The organism is Anoxybacillus sp. FSL W8-0382, from assembly GCF_038003845.1.
Taxonomy (GTDB): Bacteria; Bacillota; Bacilli; order Bacillales; family Anoxybacillaceae; genus Anoxybacillus; species Anoxybacillus flavithermus_G.
Genome location: NZ_JBBOPX010000001.1, coordinates 1,568,011 through 1,594,230, shown reverse-complemented (window position 1 = coordinate 1,594,230; position 26,220 = coordinate 1,568,011). Strand labels below are relative to the sequence as shown.

The following is a 26,220-nucleotide window of genomic DNA, read 5'->3' as shown; positions in this document are numbered from 1 at the left end:
TTTGTGTTCTTTTCTATATTCAACAGAAAAGCCGGAAACATTTTTCGATCGGATCGAAAAATATTTCCGGCTTATCTTTTACTGACCGTAAAAGGCCCTTAGAAGATCAACCTTGTGTATCGACTGGTTCCTGTAATAGAAACACGAGGATTCGTTCCCCTGTTTTCGTACTAATATCGGTATGCATACTTGCGACTTGTTTATTTGTTAGCCTATAAATAAGCTCTTTCAACTGCTCGCTACCTGATTCAATTAAATCGGCACGAATGCGTTTAATAGACAACATTCCTTCTTTTGTTTCACACAATGCTTTTTCGGCAGGAGTTAAAATACCGCGCAACTGTACGATGACCATATTTCGTAAAATATCCGTTTTGACGGAGAGAGGACCGCGGCCTAAATATTCCTTCTCCCATTGAGTAAGGGCGCGACTAATTTGATCTTCTAGTTCTCCTTTTGTTCTCATAAGAATCCCCCTTTAGAAACGAAAATCGGCATGCTTCACGTATACACCATGTGAAACATACCGATGCATCTTTAGCCTAAACAGTTTCAACGTTTGCCTTTTCGCTTTCGCCATGTCACCACGTCAAAAGCGCTAAGGTAAAACAATGGAACTGCTTGGCTATCAATCACTCGGTGCGATAATTTGTTTTTAATTGTATAAAGCTTCAAAAATTATGTCAAGGGAAAAGATTAATGTTATCTATCGATATGCCATGATAGAATAATAAGGAAAGGAGAAGATAGGGAATGGGGGAGAAAGTTTGAAACTATATTTTATTGTCAATCCTTCGGCTAAAAATGGAAAGTGCAAAAAAATATGGAATAAAATTGAGCGGATGCTTCAACAGCAGCATATTTGTTATCGTGTTGTGTTCACACAAAAACAAGGAGACGGAGCGAAATTAGCACAACAAATAGCAGAACAGACAAATGAACCGATTGCATTCATTGCGGTCGGTGGGGACGGGACAATTCACGAAGTCATGAATGGGGTGGCCATGTACAGCCATGTGACTACAGGGTATATGCCCGCCGGGACAGGAAACGATTTTGCTCGTGGGATACAAATTCCAATAAAATGGAGCGAGGCTCTTAGCTATATGTTGTCGAGTGTTAAGGACGGTCATGTGGATGTGTATGACATCGGAACGTTCAAAGGAGCAAAGCAAGGTGTTTTTGTTAATAATGTCGGTTGTGGATTTGATGCGCATATTTCACGTAAGGTAAATGCGTCCAAATGGAAACATATTTTAAATCGCTTATATTTAGGGAAGTTTGTCTATATGTTTTATTTATTGAAAGGATTATTTACATATGAACCGACAGCTGTAAGAGTGACTGTTGATCAAAAACAATATACGTTTTCAAATGCGTGGCTTGTCACCGTTGCGAATCATCCGTATTATGGCGGTGGAATGAAGATTGCTCCATTTGCGCAGTCAAATGACCAGCAGTTTGACGTGATCGTTGTAAATGATGTGTCGAGATTAAAATTACTCGCCTTATTTGTGACGGTTTTTTGGGGTGGTCATATAAAGATGAAAGAAGTACATACGTTTCGAGGGAAATATATTCATATTTGCAGCAACACGTCTCTTCCTCTCCATGCAGACGGCGAGCAAATTGGTGAAGGTGAGATTACGATTTCTGTGAATAAGCAAGTGCGTGTATTTCGATAGCTTAAGTGGAACCATTGTTCACATACTAGAACAACCATATGTGTATGAGTACTAAAGGCTCTTGACGGTGACAAGAGCCTTTAGTACTTGTTTTGCATATATCGCAATATTTCATACGCACGATCACCAAGTAGTTCGAGAAGTTGTTCAAACATCTCATCGCGCCGTAAATCGAGCTCAATAATCTGTTTCGCTAAGTCCATGATTTTTTTCTCCATTTTTTATCTCCCCCCGATATCGTTCATATTGTTTTCGAAGTTCAGCTACGGTCCAGTAGTGTAATGGATGAAACTCAAACTTTCCTCCCTTAGTTAGCTTATCAATATAAAATTGCTTCTGTTTCATCGTAGTTTGTAAAAGAGTACCCATTTTCCATCCTCCTGTGTATGTTATTTAACTACCATTGTAGTCATTTTTGTTATTTTTTTCACCTTTTTTGTTATATTTTATAACACAGATTATTTATTTTGTTAAAATTTATAACAAAAATCGCGTAAATTTTGCTAGAATTGTGTATGATCATGTTATAAATAATTACATTGAGGAGGGGGTTAAATGGATTCATATAAACATAAAAAAGTTATTTCAATTGGTATTGTGAACGAATTAACAGGGTTGTCGCCGCGGCAAATTCGCTACTATGAAGAACGTCAACTCATTTTTCCAGATCGATCAAAGGGAACGAGGAAATATTCTTTTGCCGACGTCGAATGGCTCGTTGAGATTGCAAACAAACGAGAGGAAGGAGTGCAAACACGGGAAATTCGCTATGAAATGATGAAAGAAATTCGTGAAACGATGAGAAAGGGACAAATTAATGCTCATTTCCGTTCGCGTATGTAAATGACTCATTTCCGTGTTATAATGATAGCGGAAGGAGAGTTTCGGGCATGTTTATTGAGTTCCCGTTGGATCTGTTTACGTATGTATCGCTTTTTAGCGTTTTTATTGTCGCGATGACGTGTTATGTGACGCGTCAAGCGAAGCATCCTTTCTTCGTTCAGCGTTTCATCGCTCACGATGCAAGCGATGTTGTAATGGCAAGTGATATGTATGATATGCCGCTGTGTATGCGATTTGTTACGTTTCGACAGCGGAAAATTCCGATAAATGAGCAGTCGCATGCTAGCGATGAAGAAGGAAGGTGGCTCCTTGTTTGCTTATAATTACAAACAAGGAGGCATAAAATCGTGAAAAAATGGATGTTTTCGTTTTTTGTTGTAATATTAAGTGCATGTAATCGAAATGTGCCGATTACAGAGCATAGTCAAGGTGTATGGGATCATTATTTTGTTTACCCAATGTCAAAGCTATTACTGATGCTTGGACACGCATTTCAAGAAAATTACGGGCTTGCAATTATTGCGTTGACGATTGTTGTCCGTTTTGGGTTGCTTCCGCTCATGATTAAACAATTTCGTGCTAGTATCGCAATGCAACGCATTCGTCCTGAAGTACTAAAGCTCCAGCAAAAATACAAAGCAACAGACATGGAGACACAACGAACGCTACAACAAGAAATGATGAAACTATATCAAAAGCACGGTGTCAATCCAATGAGCGGTTGCCTGCCGATTTTTATTCAAATGCCTATTTTCATGGCTCTATATTACGCGATTTCGCGTACAGAAGAAATTAAACTACATTCATTTTTATGGATGCAACTCGGTCATCGTGATCCATATTTCATTATGCCGATATTAGCAAGTTTAACGACATTTATTTCGATGCGTTTATCTCCATCTGCCACAACAACAGAAGTAGCGACACAAATGAAAATCATGTCATATGTTATGCCTGTGATGATTTTTATGGGGGCAAGTTCTGTCCCTTCCGCTTTATCGCTATATTGGGTCGTTGGTGGATGTTTTTCGATTATTCAGTCGCTTGTGATGCGTGCGCAATGGAAGAAGCATCAAGTAGAAACTGCCAAATAACCTGCTCGCTAGCTGAGCAGGTTTCTTTTCGTCAAGGGGTGAAAAAATGAAAGTGATTATTGCAGAAAAGCCTGATCAAGGAATGACGCTTGCATCGATTTTTCAAACAAAAAAACGAGAAGGATACATTGAAATTTTACCAAATGAGTTGTTTCCGAAAGGGGCTTATATGACATGGGCTGTTGGACATTTATTTGAATTAGCCTCTCCAGAAAAGTATGAAGCAAGTTGGAAACGATGGACGCTCGATACGTTACCGATTATTCCGAATCGTTTTCAATATGAGATTGATCGAAAAAAGGCGAAACAGTTTTCGATCATTAAGCAATTGCTTCATAAACCGGAAGTGACTGAAATTATTCATGCTGGTGATGCAGGGCGAGAAGGGGAATTAATCATTCGAAACATCATTTATATGAGCGGTGTAAAAAAACCGATCAAGCGTCTTTGGATTTCATCGTTAACACCAAAGGCGATTGAACAAGGATTTCGTCAGTTGTTGGATGAAAAACAGACACGTCCTTTATACGAGGAAGCGTATGCGCGAACATGTGCAGATTGGCTTGTCGGTATAAACGCCTCGAGGGTGTATACGATTTTATTGAAGCAAAGGGGAATGAACGATGTCTTTTCCGTTGGACGTGTACAAACGCCAACACTCGCTCTAATTGTGAAAAGAGAAAAAGAAATTGAACAGTTTCGCTCGGAGCCGTTTTGGGAAGTTGTTGCTACATTTGATGTGGACGGAAAACGATACGAGGGAAAGTGGTGGCACGAAAATGAGACGCGCACATACGATCGAGAGCTTGCTGAGAAAGTGAGCGCGTTTTGCAGACGAAAACAAGTAGAGGTAGCAGAAGTTGTATGTGAACGAAAAACATTTTTACCGCCGCTTTTATTTAATTTATCAACATTGCAGGCAACGGCAAACAAGCGGTTTAAATATTCGCCACAAAAAACGTTAGATATATTACAAAAACTATATCAAAAAGGATATGTATCGTATCCACGCTCCGATTCACAATATGTAACTAAAGGAGAAGCGGAAACATTTCCACATATCTTAAAACAACTTTCACAAAAGGAAGAGTATGCTCCTTATTTTCCACTTGTTCATGAATCAATTTTACATAATAAACGTTATGTAAATGAAAAGAAGGTAACAGACCATTATGCCATTATTCCAACTGAACAAGTGCCGAATTTGACAAAGTTAAGTCAGGATGAGCGAAATATTTACGACCTTGTCGTTCGGAGATTAATTGCTGCTCATAGTGAAGAAGCTATATTTGATTATACAACGATTGTAACCGTTGTCGATGGACGTGCTCGTTTTATTTCAAAAGGAAAGAAACAAATACAAGCAGGATGGCGGGACGTCCTTATGTCACAAGATGATGATGTACAACTTTTACCGAATGTACAAAGTGGAGAAAAAGGAACGGTATATGATGTGTATGTGAAAGAAGGAAAAACACAGCCGCCAAAGCGATATACAGAAGGCGAACTGATCACGTTAATGAAGACAGCAGGGAAGTTTTTAGATGATGAACAACTGGAGAAAGTATTAGCGAAAACAGAAGGACTTGGGACGGAAGCTACCCGCGCCTCCATTATTACAACGCTAAAACAGAGAAATTATATTGAGATAAAAAATAATCAAGTATATGTAACTGATAAAGGAAAAGTATTAATTGACGCAATCGGCCCGCACCTTTTGGCGTCTCCTGAAATGACAGCAAAATGGGAACAACGATTAAGTGAAATTGGCGAAGAAAAAGCATCGGCCACAGCATTTATGGAACAAGTGAAAAAATTGGCAGCGAAAATTGTGGCCGATGCGGTACAAGTGGCAAATCATTGGTCATTTGAAGGACTAGATACCACTTCGATTCAGCAGAAGAAAAAAACAACGATCGGAAAACATGTCGGGGTTTGCAAGCTTTGTGGGGGCTCGGTCATTGATAAAGGCTCGTTTTACGGTTGTGTCAACTATGCAAAAACAAAGTGCTCATTTACTATTTCAAAAACGATATTGGGCAAATCGATCTCACAAGCAAACGTCAAAAAATTATTAGCAGAAGGAAAAACGAGTGTTATCAAAGGGTTTAAAAAGGGAGAAAACACATTTAATGCTGCGGTTATATGGGATGAAAAAGAAAAACGTATATCGTTTTCGTTTGAAAAATAGGAGGCTTCCCTCCTATTTTTCAACTTCGCCTTTCCACTCATTCATACCGCCGGTCATATTATATATACTTGAGAAGCCTTCTTTTACTAGCAATTCGCTTGCTTGCGCTGAGCGATTACCGGAACGACAAACGACAATATACGTCTTGTTTTTGTTCAGTTCATCTACACGATCTGGAAGATGTTGTAAAGGTAATAAAATAGCTCCAGGAATATGACCGGAAGCATATTCCTCTTCTGTACGGACATCGAGCACAACAACGTCCTCTTTTTGCATCATTTGTGCAGCTTCATCGACAGAAATGTTTGTATAACGGTTTTGTGCACATCCGCTTATGATGAAAAGAAATGTAAATAAAAAAGAAAACCATTTTTGCGTCAACTACCCAACGACTAAAGCCGTGGGCTTGCAACTCCCCAGAAGTGCAAGCGGATGTTATCCTCCTTCCTTCACTTGGGGTTGCATCAGGGCAGGTTGACAACTACCCAACAACAAAAGTCATGCTTTTGTTGTTTCTTCAACGATGTACTCGATTCCTTTTCGTTGAAGATTCATCGCACCAACTCGGTCATCGTTTGATGTGTATTGGCATGTTTGGCAACAAAACGTGTGCGTTTTCTTATTTCGGTTTGCTTTCTCTGTATGTCCGCATTTTGGACATGTTTGGGATGTGTATGTTGGGTCTACCACAATCACTTTGGCTCGGTGTTTGTGTGCTTTGTACTCGATTTTTTGTCTTAAATCATAAAACGCCCAAGATACCATTTCATACCGATGGTTAACGGACACTTTTTCTGTTCTTTGGCGAACACCTGTTAAATCCTCTAACACAAACAGCGTGTTCTTACCATAACGCTCAACGAGTGCCTTACTGATGCAATGGTTGACATCTTGCATCCAACGGTTTTCTCGTTGACCGATTTTCTTTAATCTTCTACGAGCAGACGGAGTTTGCTTTTTTTGTAGTTGTCTGCGGAGTTGTTTATACTTTGCTCGTTTGTGTTTGATGTGTCTACCTTTGAAAAATAACGTCTGTCCGTTTGAATCATAAACAGTCGCAAGAAAATTTACACCCATATCTACGCCAACCACTTGGCAAATGTGATGAAGGTTTGCTTCTTCCATTTCTTTGGATACAGGGATATGGAGAAACCACTTTTGATGTTTATTCACTAACTTTGCTGTTCCAAACGTCCATGTTCCGTCGAAATACGTTTCAAGTTCTTTCGTTTGAAAAGGAACTTTGATTCGTCCTTCTAACGTATTGATGGAAAACAACCCTTTGGTTAGGCTGTAATCTCGATTAAAAACGAGGTCTATTTGCGGTTTTTTAAACGCAATCTGACAACGCTTATGTCCATTGGTTTGGTTGGTTTTATATTTTGCAATCACCGTTTTTAACACAGACTGCGCCATTTGAGATTTTAAGCCAAATGTAGAGCGAAGTTTGCGGTACGTCATCTTGTGAAGTTTGGCTTGCACAAGGGTGTTTTCTTTGTATATCACTTCCGACACCGCATTGCACGCATCACGATATGCTTGCATCGTTTTTTGAAGAAGTTGTTCCTGTTCAGATGTCGGTAAAATTTTAATTTTTGCTGTTAAAGTCAATTTCATGTCCTCACCACCTTTCACTAATTTTATTTTATATTTTTTTAGCGAAAAATAAACAAAAAAAACGCATTCCTCCTCATGCTTGAAAGCAGGGGTTTCCTGCGTGATTAATCATGAAATTATCGCCTCCGCATATAATCAAATACCCATATGTGTATTCTAGCTTATTTTTCGATTTCTTCAAACGTTTCGACACCATTGTTACGTCTATATGTAGTACAATAGGAAGAAAGGTTTACATGGAAAGAAGGAGAGAGCATGTGCGGATCTATCATCGACTTGATTGGAAATACGCCCGTTGTTAAGCTCAATCGGGTTGTTTTTCGGGAGGGAGCAAGTGTATATATAAAGCTCGAGTCGTTCAATCCGGGTGGAAGTGTAAAAGATCGTGCGGCCAGACGAATGATTGAGCGGGCAGAGCAAGAAGGGAAAATTGTCCCTTTTCAAAGCACGATTATTGAACCAACATCAGGGAATACAGGAATTGGGTTAGCGATGGTATGCGCAGCGAAAGGTTATCGTTGCATCATCACGATGCCAGATAATGCGACAAAGGAACGAGTGAATTTATTGAAAGCATATGGTGCGGAAGTTCACTTAACTCCCGCTTCTTTACGTATGCAAGGAGCGATTGATGAAGCATATCGGCTTGCGGAGAGTATTCCAAACAGCTTTATCCCCATGCAGTTTGAAAATAAAGCAAATCCAGATGCTCACCGAATAAGTACAGCAGTTGAAATTGTAGAGGCATTTCCAGAAGGAATTGACGCGTTCGTGCTTACAGCAGGAACAGGGGGGACGGTAACAGGAACAGGGGAGGAGTTGAAGAAAACATTCCCTCATTTACGCATTTATGTTGTGGAACCATATGGGTCTCCCATCCTTTCGGGTGGGCAACCGGGGCCGCATAAAATTCCAGGTACTGGACCAGGTTTTATTCCGCCTATTTTAAATCGCAAGGTGTATGATGATATTTTGCTTGTCAAAGATGAAGAAGCACAGATGATGGCGCGGCGATTAGCTGCAGAAGAGGGGGTTTTAGTGGGGGCTTCAGCTGGGGCAGCTGCCTTTTGTGCGGTTCAAGTGGCGCGAACTCTCCCGAAAGACGCACGTGTGCTTTGTATGGCACCAGATACAGGAGAGCGATATTTGTCCTCCGATTTATTTAACGGATAAGAGAGAGAAAAATTGTCGAGGCTATGAAATAAAAAGGAGTGATTGTATGTTTCGAGAAGAAGTAAAAACAATAGGAGGCCTTCGTCTTCATGTCATTCCGACGAAAAAATATAAGACGAATACGCTCGTATTAAAGATGAAAGCACCGTTATGTGAACGAGATGTAACGATGCGAGCTCTTATTCCGTATGTGTTACAAAACGCTACCGAGCGACATCCGTCGATGAAAGCGTTACGTACATATTTAGACGAACTATATGGTGCTACGTTACAAGTCGATTTAGCGAAAAAAGGAGAAAATCATATTATTACGATTCGAATGGATGTGGCAAACGAAAAATTTTTAGGCACCACATCTCCACTATTACGCGAAGCGTTGACCCTCTTTAGCGACATACTATTTCGCCCACTTACTGAACAGGGTGAATTTTCTGTTGCGATCGTTGAGCAAGAAAAACGGGCATTGAAACAAAAAATACAATCGTTGTTTGATGATAAAATGCGATATGCTCAACATCGACTCATCGAAGAGATGTATAAAGGCTCGCCCTATGCGCTCGATGTTCACGGTAAACTGAGCGATATCGATATAATTGATGCTAAACGTTTATATAAACATTACGAACACATGCTGAAACACGATGAAATAGACTTATACATTGTCGGAGATGTGGCGTTAACGGACGTAGAACATGATGTTGTGGAACGTTTTCCGTTAGAAGCTCGTTCGTTATGTTCAACTGAAACGACAACGTTAACAAAACGAACAAGCGTGCAAGAAGTTATAGAAAAACAACATGTGAAACAAGGAAAGCTACATCTTGGTTATCGAACAAATACGACATACAACGATGCAGATTACGATGCGTTACAAGTATGGAATGGGATCTTCGGTGGGTTTGCACATTCAAAATTGTTTATGAACGTGCGCGAAAAGGCAAGTTTAGCTTATTATGCAGCTTCGCGTATCGAAAGTCACCAAGGAATGATGATGGTCATGGCAGGAATTGAACCGAGCAATTATGAGCGTGCACTTGAAATTATTCATGCTCAGGCAGAGGCGATGCGTAACGGGCAATTTAGCGATGAGGAAATTATTCAAACAAAAGCAGTCATTCGTAATCAATTATTAGAAACGGTTGATACAGCGCGTGGAATGATTGAAATTTCTTATCATAACGTCATCGCGACGCGGCAACGTCCATTAGATGAGTGGTTAGAAGCGATTGAAAAAGTGACGTATGAGGATATTGTTCGTATAGGTGAAAAAATTGAATTAGATACAATTTATTTTTTAACAGAGAAGGAAGGTGAGAAAAAATGAAGATTATTCGCTACGATCAGTTGCAAGAACAATTATTTTATGAGCGATTAAACAACGGATTAGACGTTTACATTTTACCGAAAAAAGAATTCAATAAAACATATGCAACGTTTACGACAAAATACGGTTCGGTGGATAACTATTTTACTCCATATGGAAAAACGAGTATGAAAAAAGTGCCGGATGGCATCGCTCATTTTTTAGAGCATAAATTGTTCGAAAAAGAAGATGGCGATGTATTTCAAATATTTAGTAAGCAAGGGGCATCAGCGAACGCTTTTACATCTTTCACACGCACCGCCTATTTATTTTCGAGTACGACAAATGTAGAAAAAAACTTAGAAACTTTACTTGATTTTGTTCAAGAACCATACTTTACAGAGCAAACAGTCGAAAAGGAAAAAGGGATTATCGCTCAAGAAATTCGTATGTATGACGATAACCCGGATTGGCGTCTATATTTCGGAACAATTGAAAGCATGTATCACAATCATCCTGTAAAAATTGATATTGCAGGAACAGTGGAGTCGATTTCACATATTACGAAAGACTTATTGTATGAATGCTATGCAACGTTTTATCACCCGAGTAATATGTTGTTGTTTGTTACCGGTCCAGTTGATCCATTGACTATACTCGAACAAATTCGCACAAATCAAGCAAAAAAAACGTTCCGTTCACCAACAGACATTGAGCGATTTCACTATGAAGAACCATCCCATGTCGCCCGTGAAAAACATGTCATTGAAATGAATGTACAGACATCTAAATGTCTCGTTGGTATAAAGGCAAAAAATGTATATACAAAAGGAAAAGAAAAATTGAAACATGAATGCGCGATGGGATTATTGCTTGATCATTTGTTTGGAAAAAGTTCATCGCACTATGAGCGGCTATATCAACAAGGATTAATTGATGAAACATTTATGGTTGATTATACAGAAGAAAGTGATTTTGGGTTCGGTTTAGTTGGCGGTGATACATCGCAACCTGATCAATTAGCAGAAGAAATTCAACGTATTCTTGTGCAGTTTTCCGATATTGGTGATGAACAAGTGGAGCGGATGAAAAGAAAAAAAATTGGCTCGTTTTTACGATCGTTGAATTCGCTTGAGTATATTGCGAATCAATTTACTCGTTACGCATTCGACCAAATGAGTTTATTCGATGTTGTAGAGGCGTTACAATCATTGACATCGGATGATATAAAAACGGTAGCCCGTGAATGTTTTGTACCCGAACAGTTTACGGTATGCCAAGTTGTTCCGAAAAGGTGAAATGTGATGAAATATGCTTTAGTTACAGGAGCGAGTGGAGGAATTGGACGGGAAATTGCTCGACAACTCGCAAAAGAAGGATATGGATTATATTTGCATTACTACAAAAATGAACAATCTGTTCAATCTTTAATGAAGCAATTATCAACAGACATATATGCCATTCAGGCCGATTTATCTCATCCTTTTGGGGTCGATACGTTAGTGTCGTCTCTTTTTCATCCAATTGACGTGCTCGTTCATAATAGTGGAATGAGTACATATGGGCTGGTGACGGACATGACTGACGAACAAGTCGAGCGCATGGTACAGCTGCATGTGACAAGTCCGTTTTTATTGACGAAACGGTTGTTGCCCTCTATGATTCAGCGACGTCGCGGACAAATTGTTGTCATTTCATCGATCTGGGGACTCACAGGGGCGTCATGCGAAGTATTGTATTCGATGGTGAAGGGCGCGCAAAATACGTTCGTCAAAGCGTTAGCGAAAGAAGTTGCGCCAAGTGGCATACGAGTAAATGCCATTGCTCCAGGAGCCATTGATACACCGATGCTTCAGGAGTTTACTGCAGAGGAGTTAGAAGCGTTAGCGAACGAGATTCCACTCGGGAGAATCGGGAAACCAGAAGATGTAGCTAAAGCGGTATCGTTTTTAATTTCTGACGATGCATCGTATATTACAGGACAAATTTTATCCGTCAATGGCGGTTGGTATTGTTAAGCAAGCATAATTTTTTGTTTCATAAAGCAAACTGTTCTTGAAACGAATTTCAAGGAGGTTTGCATATGTCTGTTCTTGATAATTTTGAGCAATGGAAAAGCTTTTTAGCTGATCGTCTTCATCAAGCGGAAGCGCAAGGGATGAACCAACAAGTCATTTCGGATATCGCTTATCAGATTGGCGACTACTTGGCAAAACAAGTCGATCCGAAAAACCCGGAAGAGCGTGTACTTGCTGATTTGTGGCACGTAGCAAATGAGCAAGAGCAACATGCAATAGCCAACATGATGATTAAACTTGTACAAAATAAGTAAGTAATATGGGCAAGCTGGTGACATTCGCCAGCTTGTTTTACTATGTTTATCTGTTCACAAAAAACGGTTGTCTGTCCTTTTCATTCTCGCATTCAGATGGTAAAATAAACATACATGCGTGTTTCGACAAAGTGTTGCTTTAGGATCGTATCGTGTAACGTAAAGGGGAGAAGGGGTATATGGAAAAGAAAGAATGGTATTTAGAATATGAAATACATATCAATCGTCCGGGATTGTTGGGGGATATTGCATCGCTACTTGGTATGTTGTCCATCAACATCATCACAATTAACGGAGTGGACGATTCACGTCGAGGGATGCTTTTGTTATGCAAAAGCCATGAGCAAATTGAACGGCTACAATCCATTTTGGCAACGATGGAAGATATCACGGTGACGAAGTTGCGCGAGCCGAAGCTACGCGACCGTCTCGCCGTTCGGCATGGGCGTTATATTCAGCGTGATGCCGACGATAAAAAAACGTTTCGGTTCGTTCGTGACGAATTAGGATTGCTTGTCGATTTTATGGCCGAGTTATTTAAACAAGAAGGTCACAAGTTAATTGGCATTCGTGGCATGCCGCGTGTTGGAAAAACGGAATCCATCGTAGCTGCGAGCGTATGTGCGAACAAGCGTTGGCTATTTGTCTCATCTACGTTAATTAAACAAACAGTTCGTAGCCAATTAATTGAAGATGAGTATAACGAAAATAATGTATTTATTGTTGATGGGATTGTATCAACACGTCGTTCAAACGAGCGGCATTGGCAACTGATTCGTGAGTTGATGCGATTACCAGCAACAAAAGTGATTGAACATCCCGATATTTTTGTAAGGCATACGGAATATAAACTTGATGATTTTGATTATATTATTGAATTGCGTCATGATGCAGATGAGGAAATTACGTACGATCTTGTTGACCAATCTTCTTTCTTCGGCAACGACGGTTTTTCAAATATCGACTTTTAAAGATGGAAGGTGTTTCCGTTGACAGAGTTAGGGAAGCGTTTAAAAGAAGCGAGAGAACAGAGCAATATGAGCTTAGATGATTTACAAGAAATCACTAAAATTCAGAAGCGATACTTGATCGCAATTGAACAAGGAAATTATGTGATTATGCCCGGGAAGTTTTATGTTCGCGCGTTTATTCGTCAGTATGCTGAAGCGGTCGGCCTTGATCCCGAAGAGCTGTTTGAACAATACGCAAACGAAATTCCAAATGCTCAGCAAGAAGAACTTCCTGGCGAATTATCGCGTGTTAAATCGCGACAATTATCAGAACAAGGTGAAAAAGTACTGAATATCCTCCCCAAAATTTTAATCGGTATGTTAGCTGTTGGAGTAGCGGTTGTTCTATGGTTTTTCTTTCAAAACCGAACGATGGATGAACAACCGCAAGAGCAGGTGATAAATGAGGAGACAGAATTTGAGCAATCTGAGCAGGCGAACGAACAACAGCCTGAAAAACAAAATGAACAACAATCTGAAAAACAGAACGAACAACAACTAGAAAAAGAGCAAGAGCAACCATCGACAGCAATGATTAAGGTAGTAGACACGAATGGTCGAAAATCGACACTTGAAGTCACGGGGGAACAGTTGATCATTGACATTGCAACAAAGGGTGATGCGTGGATTGAAGTGAAAAATGGGAAAGGCAAAGCATTCACACGAAAAATGATGTATGCTAATCAAGCTGAAACGTTCGATTTGACGAACGAAACAGAAGTGTTGTTAGTCATCGGACAAACATTAAATACAGAAGTGAAAATAAACGGACAAACACTTGAATACCCTGTTAATCCAAGTGATCACGTTCGTCAAGATATTACGATTGTTTATAAAAAACAATGATGTTGTATGACGTGTTGGAGGTTAGTACTGTGAATATACCGAATCAAATTACAATTGCCCGAATGCTACTTATTCCTTTTTTCCTAATTTTCCTCTTGGCACCGATTGACTTAGGTATGATTCAAATCGGAACAGAGCAATTGCCGATGACACACGCTGTTGCCGCGCTTATTTTTATTATTGCATCAACAACAGACTGGATTGATGGATACTATGCACGAAAATATGGGTTAGTAACGAATTTAGGAAAATTTCTTGACCCACTTGCAGATAAATTGCTTGTATCGGCTGCGCTCATTGCGCTCGTTCAATTGGATTTGGCGCCAGCGTGGATGGTCATTGTTATTATTAGTCGTGAATTTGCGGTAACCGGATTGAGGCTTGTGTTGGCTGGAGAGGGGGAAGTGGTGGCAGCGAACATGCTTGGAAAAATTAAAACGTGGACGCAAATTGTAGCGATCGCCGCCCTTCTTTTGCACAATCTTCCTTTCTCCCTGCTGTCGTTTCCGTTTGCGGACATTTCTTTATGGATTGCACTCATTTTCACAATCTGGTCAGGATGGGATTACTTTGTTAAAAATAAACACGCATTTCGTCATTCGAAGTAAATAAAAAAGGGATGGGAGAAGGATGAAAGCAGAAATTATCGCCGTTGGCTCGGAGCTCTTGCTTGGCCAAATTGCAAATACAAATGCTCAATTTTTATCTCAACAATTAGCTGAAATAGGGATAGATGTATATTATCATACGGTTGTTGGAGATAATCCTCAAAGGCTTACACATGCGATTGAAGTAGCAAAGCAACGCTCGAATTTGATTATTTTTACGGGGGGACTTGGACCGACGAAAGATGATTTAACAAAAGAAACGATTGCAAAGATGTTAAATAAATCGCTCGTTTTAGACGAAGAAGCATGGCAATCCATTTGTGATTATTTCTCAAAAACAAATCGTCCGATGTCCCCAAACAATCGAAAACAGGCGCTTGTGTTAGAAGGAAGTCACGTGTTAAAAAATGAACATGGGATGGCTCCTGGAATGGCACTTGTTGTTGATCATGTGACGTACATGCTTCTTCCAGGGCCACCAAAAGAAATGCAACCGATGTTCATGAAATATGGACGTCCTTTTTTATTGCAAAAGCGTCACGTTCGCGAAAAAATTGTTTCGCGTGTTCTTCGCTTTTTTCATATCGGGGAATCACAGCTAGAAACAGAAATTGAAGATTTGATCGATGCGCAAACGAATCCGACGATTGCTCCACTTGCGTCTGACGGTGAAGTGACTCTCCGCTTGACAGCAAAGCATGAACGTGAAGAAGAAGCGAAGCGAATGATTGACGAGGTAGAGGAAAATATTTTAGCGCGTGTTCGCCCTTATTTTTACGGTTACAATGATGAAACGTTGTTTAGCAAACTGTTAGCGACGTTAAAAGAAAAGGATAAGACACTTGCTGTTGCTGAAAGCTTAACGGGGGGGTTGTTTTTAAAGGAAATGACTGCTCTTCCGACAGCTTCTTCTGTCATAGCAGGAGGGGTTGTATGTTATACAAATGAAATAAAGGAAAATGTGCTTCATGTGCCGAAAGAAATATTACAAACAGAGGGGGCAGTAAGTGGGCGATGTGCACAATTGTTGGCGGAAAATGTTCGAAAACTTTGTCGAAGTGATATCGGTATAAGCTTTACAGGCGTCGCAGGACCGGACGATTTGGAAGGGAAGCCAGTAGGAACGGTATGGATAGGGATTGCCACAGAACGAGGGACAAAAACGTTTGCGCTTACATTATCTGGTAATCGTCAAGCCATTCGGATGCGTACTGCAAAATATGGTTGTTATTATTTACTACAATTGTTGCATTGATTTACGAACATCTATTCGTTTTTTCTTGGCAAATAAACAGAAAACATGTATAGTAATAAGTAGCGGTCACTGCTTTATTTTTTGTAAGTATAAAGGAGGAGTTTCTTTGAACGATCGTCAAGCAGCATTAGAACAGGCGTTAAAGCAAATTGAGAAACAGTTTGGAAAAGGCTCCATTATGAAGCTAGGGGAGCAAACAGATCGTCAAATTTCGACTGTATCAAGCGGCTCTCTTGCACTTGATATTGCTCTTGGAGTAGGAGGATATCCGCGCGGGCGTATTATTGAAATTTATGGTCCAGAATCTTCGGGTAAAACGACAGTTGCCCTTCATGCGATTGCTGAAGTACAAAAGCAAGGTGGTCAAGCGGCGTTCATTGATGCAGAACACGCTTTAGATCCTGTTTACGCTGAAAAGTTAGGTGTTAATATTGATGAATTGTTGCTTTCACAGCCTGATACAGGAGAGCAAGCGTTAGAAATTGCTGAAGCGCTTGTGCGTAGTGGAGCGGTTGACATTATTGTTATTGACTCCGTTGCAGCCCTTGTTCCGAAAGCAGAAATTGAAGGGGAAATGGGCGATGCTCACGTTGGATTACAAGCACGGCTCATGTCCCAAGCGCTACGTAAATTATCAGGCGCGATTAACAAGTCTAAAACGATCGCTATCTTTATTAACCAAATAAGGGAAAAAGTGGGGGTTATGTTCGGGAACCCCGAGACAACTCCTGGAGGTCGTGCATTGAAGTTTTATGCGTCTGTTCGTTTAGAAGTGCGTCGTGCAGAACAAATTAAACAAGGCAACGACATGGTTGGAAATAAGACGAAAATTAAAGTCGTGAAAAACAAAGTGGCGCCTCCGTTTAAAACAGCGGATGTAGATATTATGTATGGCGAAGGAATTTCAAAAGAAGGCGAAATCATTGATATGGGTGCTGAACTCGACATTATTCAAAAAAGTGGCGCTTGGTATTCATATAAAGATGAGCGATTAGGACAAGGGCGAGAAAATGCAAAACAATTTTTAAAGGAAAATCCACACATTATGGAAGAAATTGCGCGTGAAATTCGCCAACATTATGGCATTACAGCAGGGGCATCGACGACATCTGTGCGCGAAGATGATCTAGACTTTTTAGAGTAAAAAATTGATTAAAAAGGTCGCCTTGCTTCAATAAAAAAGTGATTATGTGCATATATAATTATGGAAAGGGTGCTCCGTTATTTTTGGAACACCCTCTTTTTTGGAAAATAAAAAGATATGAAACGCTTTCCCACAATGACAAGCCTTGACAATATGGAAGGTCACCTTTAAAATGTACATGTATATTTGACAATTTTGAAGTGTATGTTGAATGGGTGCAATGTACATGCCGACATTGATGAAGTAACGAATTTATAGCAAGAGGAGGTGAGGATAATGGGTGAAACGATCATCTCCGCTTTGCTTGCCCTAGTCGTCGGTGCAGTTGTTGGCTTTTTTGTTCGTAAATCCATTGCCGAGGCAAAAATTGGCGGTGCACAAGCAGCTGCCAAGCAAATGATTGAAGAAGCGAAAAGAGAAGCAGACGCATTGAAAAAAGAGGCGCTCCTTGAAGCAAAGGATGAGATTCACAAACTTCGCGTGGAAGCAGAACGAGAAATTCGCGAACGAAGAAGTGAATTACAAAAACAGGAAAACCGCTTGTTACAAAAGGAGGAGAATCTCGATCGAAAGGACGAATCTTTAAACAAACGGGAAGCGTTGCTTGAGAAAAAAGAGAATTCTCTCAATGAAAGACAACAGCATATTGAAGAAATGGAAAGCAAAGTGGAAGAACTCGTTCGAAAGGAACAAGCAGAGCTTGAGCGTATTTCTAGCTTGACTCGTGAAGAAGCACGGCAAATCATTTTGGATCGTGTAGAAAAAGAGCTTTCTCATGAAATCGCGCTCATGGTCAAAGAAGCAGAAGCGAAAGTAAAGGAAGAAGCCGATAAAAAAGCAAAAGAAATTTTATCGCTTGCTATTCAACGTTGTGCTGCTGACCATGTTGCCGAAACGACCGTATCTGTTGTGAACTTGCCGAATGACGAAATGAAAGGTCGGATTATTGGACGCGAAGGACGTAACATTCGCACGTTGGAAACGTTAACAGGTATTGATCTCATCATTGACGACACGCCGGAAGCAGTCATTTTATCAGGCTTTGATCCGATCCGTCGTGAAACGGCACGAATTGCGTTAGATAAACTTGTTCAAGACGGGCGTATTCATCCGGCGCGAATTGAAGAGATGGTTGAAAAAGCGCGAAGAGAAGTGGATGAACACATTCGTGAAGTGGGAGAACAAACAACGTTCGAAGTGGGTGTTCACGGGTTGCACCCGGATTTAATTAAAATTTTAGGCCGATTGAAATTCCGTACAAGCTATGGACAAAATGTTCTTAAACATTCGATGGAAGTTGCGTACTTAGCTGGTTTGATGGCAGCTGAGTTAGGGGAAGATGAAATGCTTGCAAGACGAGCAGGTCTTCTTCACGACATCGGAAAAGCTGTTGACCATGAAGTAGAAGGAAGCCATGTTGAAATTGGTGTAGAGCTCGCAACGAAATATAAAGAACACCCAGTCGTTATCAATAGCATTGCTTCCCATCATGGTGATACGGAGCCGACGTCTATTATCGCTGTGCTTGTTGCTGCTGCGGACGCATTATCTGCTGCTCGGCCAGGTGCCCGTAGCGAAACGTTAGAAAACTATATTCGTCGACTTGAAAAACTTGAAGAAATCGCTGAATCGTATGAAGGTGTTGAAAAGTCGTATGCGATTCAAGCTGGACGCGAAATTCGCATTATGGTAAAGCCAGATATGATCGATGACTTGGAAGCGCATCGTTTGGCGCGTGACATTCGCAAGCGCATTGAAGAAGAGCTTGATTATCCAGGTCATATTAAAGTTACAGTAATCCGCGAAACGCGAGCTGTTGAATATGCAAAATAAAGCTACTCCTCGTTTGGAGTAGCTTTTCGTATTGATAAAAGCTTTGTTTTGTGCGAAACTGAAAAATAGAAATCATGAGTATAGAAAGGGTAATACGATGAAACTATTATTTATCGGTGATGTCGTAGGACAACCGGGAAGAAAAATGGTTGATGAATACGTCCCGAAGTTAAAAGTGAAATATAAACCACATGTGATTGTTATCAACGGTGAAAATGCTGCTGGTGGGAAAGGAATAACAGAAAAAATATATCGGCGCTTTTTAGAAATAGGAGTGCATGTAGTAACCCTTGGGAATCATGCGTGGGATAATCGTGAAATATTTGAGTTTATTGATCAAGCGAAAGTACTTGTTCGTCCAGGAAATTTTCCAGCAGGTACACCTGGAAAAGGAATTGTATTTATTCAAGCAGAGGGATATGAAGTTGCAGTCATCAGTTTGCAAGGGAGGACGTTTTTGCCAGCGATTGATTGTCCGTTTAAAAAAGCAGATGAGTTAGTAGAAATGGCGCTCGCACGCACTCCTGTCATTCTGGTAGATTTTCATGCGGAAGCAACGAGTGAAAAACAAGCGATGGGATGGTATTTAGATGGGCGAGTAAGCGCTGTCGTTGGTACGCATACACACGTTCAAACAGCGGACTCTCGTATTTTGCCAAACGGCACCGGTTATATTACTGATGTCGGTATGACAGGTCCTTACGATGGCATTTTGGGTGTGGATCGTGAGGCAGTATTACGTAAATTTTTAACGGGCTTGCCGGTTCGTTTCGAAGTGACGACGGGGCGCGCGCAGTTGAATGCTGTGCTTATCGATATAGATGAAAAAAGCGGGAGAACGAAATCAATTCAACGAATTATGATTAATGATGACCACCCATATTTCGACTAGTCTCTCTTTTTAGATTTTTCTAAAAAATGCATATAAATAGCAGGAATACGAGTGAACAGAGGTGAATATATAGTAAACAGTACGAATTTTTTACAAGCAATTGTTAGAAACAAGGAGGAGCTAGAAATGGAAATATTAAAAGTTTCAGCAAAGTCTAATCCTAATTCTGTAGCTGGTGCACTTGCTGGCGTGCTAAGAGAACGCGGTGCTGCTGAAATTCAGGCGATCGGTGCAGGTGCATTAAATCAAGCCGTGAAGGCAGTAGCGATCGCGCGAGGATTCGTAGCACCGAGCGGAGTCGATCTCATTTGTATTCCTGCGTTTACAGACATTCAAATTGATGGAGAAGAGCGGACAGCAATCAAACTTATTGTTGAACCGCGTTAATGCACATAAACCTGTTTGCTTGCATAGCAAACAGGTTATTTTTATCATATGCTACAGAGCGAATTTTCGTATGGAGGGGTCGTTGTGCGTATATTTGACGCTCATTGTGACGTTTTATATCAACTATTTTGTGACCAAGATGTATCGTTTGAGCGAAGCTCATTGCTACATGTCACGTACGATGGATTGCAGCAGGCGGGTGTAACAGTACAAGGATTTGCTATTTACATCCCAAAACATGTAAGGCCAGAATCGCGCTTTTTTGTAGCTTTAGAGATGATTGATTATTTCTATGAGAAAGTTGTGTCACAGCCAAATATGAAAGTAGTTTGTTCAAAAAAAGAAATTGATCAGTTACAACCAAATGAAATCGGAGCCATGCTCACATTAGAAGGGTGTGAAGCCATTGGCGAAAGTTTAACGCAATTGCGCACACTTCTTCGGCTTGGCGTTCGTTCTGTCGGTTTAACATGGAATGATGCAAATATGGTAGCGGATGGGGCATTTGAGCAACGAGGGGGAGGTTTAACGAAATTCGGGAAAGAAGTTGTCCGCTTATTGAACGAACAACAATGTTGGACAGATGTGTCGCATTTAAGTGAACGAGCGTTTTGGGATGTCATTGAATTAGCCCAATATCCGATTGCTTCACATTCAAATGCGTATACGCTTTGCCCGCACCCACGCAATTTGCGCGATGACCAGATTCAAGCTTTGATTAAGAAAAATGGGGTGATCGGTGTGACATTCGTTCCGCAGTTTTTACGTCATGATACGCAAACGACAACAGTGACAGATGTATTGCGTCATGTCGACTATATTTGCTCGTTAGGCGGCGAAAACCATATCGGGTTTGGATCTGACTTCGATGGCATTTTTGAAACGGTTGACCAATTAGCTAATGTTTCGCATTATACCCATTTCATTAATGAATTGCTGAAGCATTTTAAAGAGGAACAAGTGAGAAAATTTTTGTTTTGTAATTTTTATGAGCGAATCCCGCAATAAAAAATTCGGAAGAACAATTCACATTTTTGTGACAAATATGTTGCAATTTTTTTTCAATAGAGCTAGAATGAAAGCGTTTAGTAAATGAAATTTTTCGAAAAATTTATTAAGCGAAATGGTAGAGCTTTTTCTGGAAAAGTGCTACACTTATAATCGTATAATGTTACGTTACAATTGATGGAACTTTAAAGGGGTGTAAGACATGATTAGTCAACTTTCATGGAAAGTTGGAGGACAACAAGGGGAAGGTATTGAAAGTACGGGAGAAATATTCTCCATTGCGCTCAACCGACTAGGCTACTACTTATATGGTTATCGCCACTTTTCATCTCGTATTAAAGGTGGTCATACGAACAATAAAATTCGTGTTAGCACAACGCAAGTTCGTTCGATTGCCGATGATCTTGATATATTAGTAGCTTTTGACCAAGAAACAATTGATTTTAACTTTCACGAGTTACGTCAAGGTGGAATCGTCATCGCAGATGCAAAGTTTAATCCAACGATTCCAGACGAGTCAAGAGCTACGCTGTATGCGGTTCCATTTACAGATATTGCAACAGAATTAGGAACAGCATTAATGAAAAACATGGTTGCAGTCGGAGCTTCTAGCGCTGTACTCGGTCTCGATATTAGCGTATATGAAGGGGTCGTTCAGGAGATTTTCGGTCGCAAAGGCGAGCAGGTTGTTTCCAAAAACATGGAAGCGATCAGAGCGGGCGCTCAGTTTATGCGTGAACAACTTGGTGACAACATTCAACTCATGCAACTTGAGAAGGCGGACGGCAAAAAGAGAATGTTTATGATTGGAAACGATGCGATTGCGCTTGGTGCACTTGCGGGTGGCGCTCGTTTTATGGCAGCGTATCCAATTACCCCAGCGTCAGAGATTATGGAATACTTAATTAAGAAGCTTCCACAATTTGGTGGTACAGTCATTCAAACAGAAGACGAAATTGCAGCTTGTACAATGGCTATTGGTGCGAACTATGCGGGTGTTCGCACGTTGACAGCTTCGGCCGGACCAGGTCTTTCGCTTATGATGGAAGCGATCGGATTAGCTGGAATTACAGAAACGCCAATTGTCATTGTTGATACGCAACGTGGTGGTCCGAGTACAGGTCTTCCGACGAAACAAGAACAGTCCGATTTGATGGCAATGATTTATGGAACACACGGAGAAATTCCGAAAGTAGTCATGGCGCCAAGTACTGTACAAGAAGCGTTTTACGATATGGTTGAAGCGTTTAACATTGCAGAAGAGTATCAATGTCCAGTCATCGTTTTAACAGACTTGCAACTTTCGTTAGGTAAACAAACAGTTGAGCCGCTAGAATACGATAAAATTGAAATTCGTCGTGGCAAACTTGTTACGGGAGAACTCCCTGAAATTCCAGACAAAGGTTGTTTTAAACGATATGAAGTGACGGAAGATGGCGTGTCACCGCGTGTATTGCCAGGAATGGAAAACGGTATTCACCATGTGACGGGCGTTGAGCACGATGAAACAGGCCGTCCTTCTGAAGTAGCAGCGAACCGTATTGCACAAATGGATAAGCGTCTGCGCAAGTTGAAACATATTCAATTCCCGACACCAGTTCATAAACATGTGAAGCATGAAGAAGCCGATGTGTTAATCGTTGGGTTTAACTCAACGCGTGGAGCGATTGAGGAAGCGATGGAACGTCTAGAGCGAGATGGCATCAAGGTAAATCATGCTCACGTTCGTCTCATTCATCCGTTCCCAACGGAAGAAATGTTGCCACTTGTGCAATCAGCAAAAAAAGTTATTGTTGTTGAAAATAACGCAACAGGACAGCTCGCCAACATTTTAAAAATGAACGTTGGACATGCTGAGAAAGTATTTAACGTGTTGAAATATGATGGCAACCCGTTCTTACCGCACGAAGTTTATACAAAATGCAAGGAGTTGTTTTAAACATGGCGACATTTAAAGATTTCCGAAATAACATTAAACCGAACTGGTGTCCAGGTTGTGGTGACTTTTCTGTGCAAGCAGCTATTCAACGTGCGGCTGCCAACGTTGGACTTGAACCACATGAGCTTGTTGTTGTCTCTGGAATTGGTTGTTCTGGACGTATTTCTGGTTACATTAATTCGTATGGTTTTCATGGTGTTCACGGTCGGGCACTTCCGATTGCCCAAGGGGTAAAAATGGCCAATCGTGACTTGACTGTCATTGCTGCTGGTGGTGACGGTGATGGATTCGCGATCGGAATGGGGCATACGATCCATGCGATTCGTCGTAACATCGACATTACGTACATCGTTATGGATAACCAAATTTACGGCTTAACAAAAGGACAAACATCACCACGTAGTGAAGTTGGATTTAAAACGAAAAGCACACCACAAGGATCGGTTGAGCCAGCGTTGTCGATTATGGAGATGGCGTTGACAGCAGGGGCTACATTCGTCGCCCAAAGCTTTTCTAGTGATTTAAAAGAGTTGACGCAATTAATCGAAGAAGGCATAAAGCATAAAGGATTCTCGCTCATTAACGTATTTAGCCCGTGCGTCACGTACAATAAAGTAAACACATACGATTGGTTTAAAGACAATTTAACGAGCTTGAGCTCCATTGAAGGATATGATCCATCTAACCGCGAAATGGCGATGCAAACGTTGATGAAACATAAAGGGCTTGTTACAGGGCTCATTTATCAAAATAAAGAGCGCAAATCATATCAAGATCTTGTGCCTGGTTATAGCGAAAAACCATTGGCAGAAGCAGATTTAGCAATGAGCAAGGAAAAATTTGATCAGCTTGTGGCTGAGTTTATGTAAGAAAAAAGAGGGTGGTGAAAGCCATCCTCTTTTTCATGGAAAAAACATTGTTTAAAAGTCCAGAAAATAATATACTATGTTAGTGTGCGTCTATGAACAAAAGAAAGGGGAATTATGATGAACGAAAAACAACGTTTACAGTACACAGCACAAATTGAAACAGATCATCCAACGGACAAAAAATCCGCTTTGGATGAAAATTTGCAACGTCTCAAGCAAAAAACGAGTCAAGACTATGAAAAATATTTTTCAACTGTATTTGTTCCTCCATCTTTAAAAGAAGCGAAAAAACGTGGAAAAGAGGAAGTGAAATATCATAAAGATTTCTCTATTCCAGAAGAGTTTCGAGGCATGGGGAACGGTCGTAAATTTTACATTCGTACGTACGGCTGTCAAATGAATGAACATGATACAGAAGTGATGGCTGGAATTTTTATGGCGCTCGGCTATGAACCAACGGATCGCCCAGAGGATGCCAACGTCATTTTGTTAAATACGTGTGCCATTCGTGAAAATGCAGAGAATAAAGTATTCGGAGAAATTGGACATTTAAAGCCACTCAAACAAAATAACCCGGATTTATTGCTTGGGGTATGCGGCTGTATGTCACAAGAAGAATCAGTCGTCAATAAAATTTTGAAGCAATTCCAATACGTTGATATGATCTTTGGCACGCACAATATTCATCGTCTTCCGTATATTTTGAAAGAGGCGTACATGTCAAAAGAAATGGTTGTTGAAGTATGGTCAAAAGAAGGCGATGTCATCGAAAACTTGCCGAAAGTACGCAAAGGAAATATTAAAGCATGGGTTAATATCATGTACGGTTGCGATAAGTTTTGTACGTACTGTATCGTTCCGTATACACGCGGTAAAGAGCGTAGCCGTCGCCCAGAAGATATTATTCAAGAGGTACGTCACTTAGCTGCACAAGGGTATAAAGAAATTACGCTTTTAGGACAAAACGTGAATGCGTATGGAAAAGATTTTACTGATATGAAATATGGTCTTGGCGATTTAATGGACGAACTGCGCAAAATTGATATTCCGCGCATTCGCTTTACAACAAGCCATCCACGTGATTTTGATGATCGTTTAATCGAAGTGTTAGCAAAAGGTGGAAATTTAGTTGAGCACATTCACTTGCCTGTACAGTCGGGAAGTAGTGAAGTGTTAAAAATGATGGCGCGTAAATATACACGTGAACAATATTTAGAGCTTGTTCGTAAAATTAAAGAAGCCATTCCAGGTGTGGCGCTTACAACAGACATTATTGTCGGATTCCCGAATGAAACAGATGAGCAATTTGAAGAAACGTTGTCGCTCTATCGCGAAGTCGAATTTGATTCTGCATTTACGTTTATTTACTCGCCACGTGAAGGAACACCGGCAGCAAAAATGGTTGATAACGTGCCAATGGAAGTGAAAAAAGAACGTTTACAACGCTTAAACGCATTAGTAAACGAAATTTCTGCGAAAAAAATGAAGGAATATGAGGGACAAGTTGTCGAAGTATTAGTAGAAGGGGAAAGTAAAAATAACCCAGACGTTCTCGCTGGATACACACGTAAAAACAAGCTTGTGAACTTCGTTGGACCTAAGTCTGCGGTCGGTCAACTTGTAAACGTGCGCATTACAGAAGCAAAAACGTGGACATTAAATGGAGAAATGGTAGAAGAAACGATCGAGGTGAAATAACGTGGCGAAATATACAAAGGATGACATCGTCCAAAAAGCAAAAGAATTAGCTAAAATGATTGCTGAAACGGAAGAAGTAGAGATTTTTAAACAAGCAGAAGCCAAAATTCATGAAAATGAAAAAGTACGCACGATGATTGCTAAAATTAAATCGTTACAAAAACAAGCTGTAAACTTGCAACATTACGGAAAAGTTGAAGCGTTAAAAAAAGTAGAAGCAGAAATTGATGAAATTTACGAACAGCTATCAGACATTCCGATTGTAGAACAATTTAAACAATCGCAAGTAGAAATTAATGATTTGTTGCAGCTCGTTGCATCCACGATTTCAAAGACGGTGACAGATGAAATTATTACATCGACAGGTGGCGATGTGTTACGAGGAGAAACGGGTGCCCAAATGAAACATAGCCATTGCGGCCATTGCCATTAAAGAGTCCATTTGGGCTCTTTTTTTATTTTTGTCACATATTTCGAACAAGTTGCATACAAT

27 protein-coding genes are annotated in these 26,220 nt (G+C 40.5%); 23 read left to right on the top strand and 4 right to left on the bottom strand.

The features are described 5' to 3' along the window. Window positions 1-106 precede the first annotated feature (106 nt). Window positions 107-466 (bottom strand): DUF2294 domain-containing protein, encoded by a 360-nt coding sequence (locus tag NSS60_RS08460; protein WP_004890707.1) that lies wholly within the window; start codon window positions 464-466, stop codon window positions 107-109. Between the two features lie 301 nt (window positions 467-767). Between NSS60_RS08460 and NSS60_RS08455 the strand changes: the two genes are divergently transcribed. Then, a complete protein-coding gene (locus NSS60_RS08455; RefSeq protein ID WP_064214265.1) occupies window positions 768-1,685 on the top strand; it encodes a diacylglycerol/lipid kinase family protein in 918 nt (305 codons plus the stop codon). 80 nt (window positions 1,686-1,765) lie between these two features. On the opposite strand, the gene NSS60_RS08450 is transcribed toward NSS60_RS08455, so the two are convergent. Beyond that, a complete protein-coding gene (locus NSS60_RS08450) occupies window positions 1,766-1,903 on the bottom strand; it encodes a hypothetical protein (RefSeq protein WP_003398171.1) in 138 nt (45 codons plus the stop codon). Window positions 1,904-2,240: 337 nt separating this feature from the next. Between NSS60_RS08450 and NSS60_RS08445 the strand changes: the two genes are divergently transcribed. Genes NSS60_RS08445 through NSS60_RS08430 form a run of 4 tightly spaced genes read left to right on the top strand, consistent with a single transcriptional unit; the run spans window position 2,241 to window position 5,813 of the window. Continuing rightward, entirely contained in the window at window positions 2,241-2,528 is a 288-nt protein-coding gene (locus tag NSS60_RS08445; RefSeq protein ID WP_340720776.1) for a MerR family transcriptional regulator, read from the top strand. 47 nt (window positions 2,529-2,575) lie between these two features. Beyond that, a complete protein-coding gene (locus NSS60_RS08440) occupies window positions 2,576-2,851 on the top strand; it encodes a hypothetical protein (RefSeq protein WP_004890702.1) in 276 nt (91 codons plus the stop codon). A gap of 36 nt (window positions 2,852-2,887) precedes the next feature. Beyond that, window positions 2,888-3,622 (top strand): membrane protein insertase YidC, encoded by a 735-nt coding sequence (gene yidC, locus NSS60_RS08435; protein ID WP_088223728.1) that lies wholly within the window; start codon window positions 2,888-2,890, stop codon window positions 3,620-3,622. A 46-nt stretch (window positions 3,623-3,668) separates the two neighbouring features. Further along, window positions 3,669-5,813: a DNA topoisomerase III gene (locus tag NSS60_RS08430; RefSeq protein ID WP_004890695.1), complete on the top strand. Its 2,145-nt coding sequence runs from the start codon at window positions 3,669-3,671 to the stop codon at window positions 5,811-5,813. A gap of 12 nt (window positions 5,814-5,825) precedes the next feature. Here the strand turns inward: NSS60_RS08430 and NSS60_RS08425 are convergent, their stop codons facing one another. Both NSS60_RS08425 and NSS60_RS08420 read right to left on the bottom strand, forming a co-directional pair. Then, window positions 5,826-6,194, bottom strand: a complete 369-nt coding sequence (locus NSS60_RS08425) for a rhodanese-like domain-containing protein (protein ID WP_004890691.1) — start codon at window positions 6,192-6,194, stop codon at window positions 5,826-5,828. 117 nt (window positions 6,195-6,311) lie between these two features. After that, window positions 6,312-7,430: an RNA-guided endonuclease InsQ/TnpB family protein gene (locus NSS60_RS08420; RefSeq protein ID WP_340720613.1), complete on the bottom strand. Its 1,119-nt coding sequence runs from the start codon at window positions 7,428-7,430 to the stop codon at window positions 6,312-6,314. 255 nt (window positions 7,431-7,685) lie between these two features. Between NSS60_RS08420 and cysK the strand changes: the two genes are divergently transcribed. The 18 genes from cysK to NSS60_RS08330 all read left to right on the top strand — a co-directional run bounded on the left by cysK (window position 7,686) and on the right by NSS60_RS08330 (window position 26,160). Beyond that, window positions 7,686-8,603, top strand: a complete 918-nt coding sequence (cysK, locus tag NSS60_RS08415) for a cysteine synthase A (RefSeq protein ID WP_004890688.1) — start codon at window positions 7,686-7,688, stop codon at window positions 8,601-8,603. A gap of 46 nt (window positions 8,604-8,649) precedes the next feature. Beyond that, on the top strand, window positions 8,650-9,927 hold the full coding sequence (yfmF, locus tag NSS60_RS08410) for an EF-P 5-aminopentanol modification-associated protein YfmF (protein ID WP_004890686.1): 1,278 nt from the start codon (window positions 8,650-8,652) through the stop codon (window positions 9,925-9,927). Continuing rightward, the gene (yfmH, locus tag NSS60_RS08405; RefSeq protein WP_004890684.1) at window positions 9,924-11,204 is read left to right on the top strand and encodes an EF-P 5-aminopentanol modification-associated protein YfmH; all 1,281 of its coding nucleotides are present in this window, start codon (window positions 9,924-9,926) and stop codon (window positions 11,202-11,204) included. The genes yfmF and yfmH overlap by 4 nt, the downstream gene beginning before the upstream one ends. Window positions 11,205-11,210: 6 nt before the next feature. After that, complete coding sequence (gene ymfI, locus NSS60_RS08400) at window positions 11,211-11,924, top strand: elongation factor P 5-aminopentanone reductase (protein WP_004890681.1); 714 nt, start codon at window positions 11,211-11,213, stop codon at window positions 11,922-11,924. A 65-nt stretch (window positions 11,925-11,989) separates the two neighbouring features. Then, complete coding sequence (locus NSS60_RS08395; protein WP_004890680.1) at window positions 11,990-12,238, top strand: DUF3243 domain-containing protein; 249 nt, start codon at window positions 11,990-11,992, stop codon at window positions 12,236-12,238. Window positions 12,239-12,417: 179 nt separating this feature from the next. Beyond that, a complete protein-coding gene (locus tag NSS60_RS08390; protein WP_004890678.1) occupies window positions 12,418-13,209 on the top strand; it encodes a DUF3388 domain-containing protein in 792 nt (263 codons plus the stop codon). A 9-nt stretch (window positions 13,210-13,218) separates the two neighbouring features. Next, window positions 13,219-14,094, top strand: coding sequence for a helix-turn-helix domain-containing protein (locus NSS60_RS08385; protein WP_004890675.1), 876 nt, complete (start codon window positions 13,219-13,221; stop codon window positions 14,092-14,094). A 29-nt stretch (window positions 14,095-14,123) separates the two neighbouring features. Continuing rightward, window positions 14,124-14,702: a CDP-diacylglycerol--glycerol-3-phosphate 3-phosphatidyltransferase gene (gene pgsA, locus NSS60_RS08380; protein ID WP_004890673.1), complete on the top strand. Its 579-nt coding sequence runs from the start codon at window positions 14,124-14,126 to the stop codon at window positions 14,700-14,702. A 22-nt stretch (window positions 14,703-14,724) separates the two neighbouring features. After that, window positions 14,725-15,957, top strand: a complete 1,233-nt coding sequence (locus NSS60_RS08375) for a competence/damage-inducible protein A (protein WP_004890671.1) — start codon at window positions 14,725-14,727, stop codon at window positions 15,955-15,957. Window positions 15,958-16,063: 106 nt separating this feature from the next. Continuing rightward, window positions 16,064-17,101: a recombinase RecA gene (gene recA / locus NSS60_RS08370; protein WP_004890668.1), complete on the top strand. Its 1,038-nt coding sequence runs from the start codon at window positions 16,064-16,066 to the stop codon at window positions 17,099-17,101. 276 nt (window positions 17,102-17,377) lie between these two features. Beyond that, window positions 17,378-18,934, top strand: coding sequence for a ribonuclease Y (rny, locus tag NSS60_RS08365; protein WP_004890666.1), 1,557 nt, complete (start codon window positions 17,378-17,380; stop codon window positions 18,932-18,934). A 97-nt stretch (window positions 18,935-19,031) separates the two neighbouring features. Beyond that, window positions 19,032-19,826: a TIGR00282 family metallophosphoesterase gene (locus tag NSS60_RS08360; protein WP_004890664.1), complete on the top strand. Its 795-nt coding sequence runs from the start codon at window positions 19,032-19,034 to the stop codon at window positions 19,824-19,826. Window positions 19,827-19,952: 126 nt separating this feature from the next. Further along, complete coding sequence (gene spoVS / locus NSS60_RS08355; protein WP_003181955.1) at window positions 19,953-20,213, top strand: stage V sporulation protein SpoVS; 261 nt, start codon at window positions 19,953-19,955, stop codon at window positions 20,211-20,213. A gap of 48 nt (window positions 20,214-20,261) precedes the next feature. Beyond that, the gene (locus NSS60_RS08350; protein WP_004890661.1) at window positions 20,262-21,221 is read left to right on the top strand and encodes a dipeptidase; all 960 of its coding nucleotides are present in this window, start codon (window positions 20,262-20,264) and stop codon (window positions 21,219-21,221) included. Window positions 21,222-21,423: 202 nt separating this feature from the next. Next, window positions 21,424-23,160 carry a 2-oxoacid:acceptor oxidoreductase subunit alpha gene (locus NSS60_RS08345; protein WP_064213983.1) on the top strand — a complete coding sequence of 579 codons (1,737 nt, stop codon included), beginning with the start codon at window positions 21,424-21,426 and terminating at the stop codon, window positions 23,158-23,160. A gap of 2 nt (window positions 23,161-23,162) precedes the next feature. Further along, entirely contained in the window at window positions 23,163-24,029 is an 867-nt protein-coding gene (locus tag NSS60_RS08340; protein WP_004890656.1) for a 2-oxoacid:ferredoxin oxidoreductase subunit beta, read from the top strand. A 117-nt stretch (window positions 24,030-24,146) separates the two neighbouring features. Further along, on the top strand, window positions 24,147-25,727 hold the full coding sequence (gene miaB, locus NSS60_RS08335) for a tRNA (N6-isopentenyl adenosine(37)-C2)-methylthiotransferase MiaB (protein ID WP_004890653.1): 1,581 nt from the start codon (window positions 24,147-24,149) through the stop codon (window positions 25,725-25,727). Window position 25,728: 1 nt separating this feature from the next. Continuing rightward, window positions 25,729-26,160, top strand: coding sequence for a RicAFT regulatory complex protein RicA family protein (locus NSS60_RS08330; protein WP_004890651.1), 432 nt, complete (start codon window positions 25,729-25,731; stop codon window positions 26,158-26,160). Window positions 26,161-26,220: the final 60 nt, after the last annotated feature.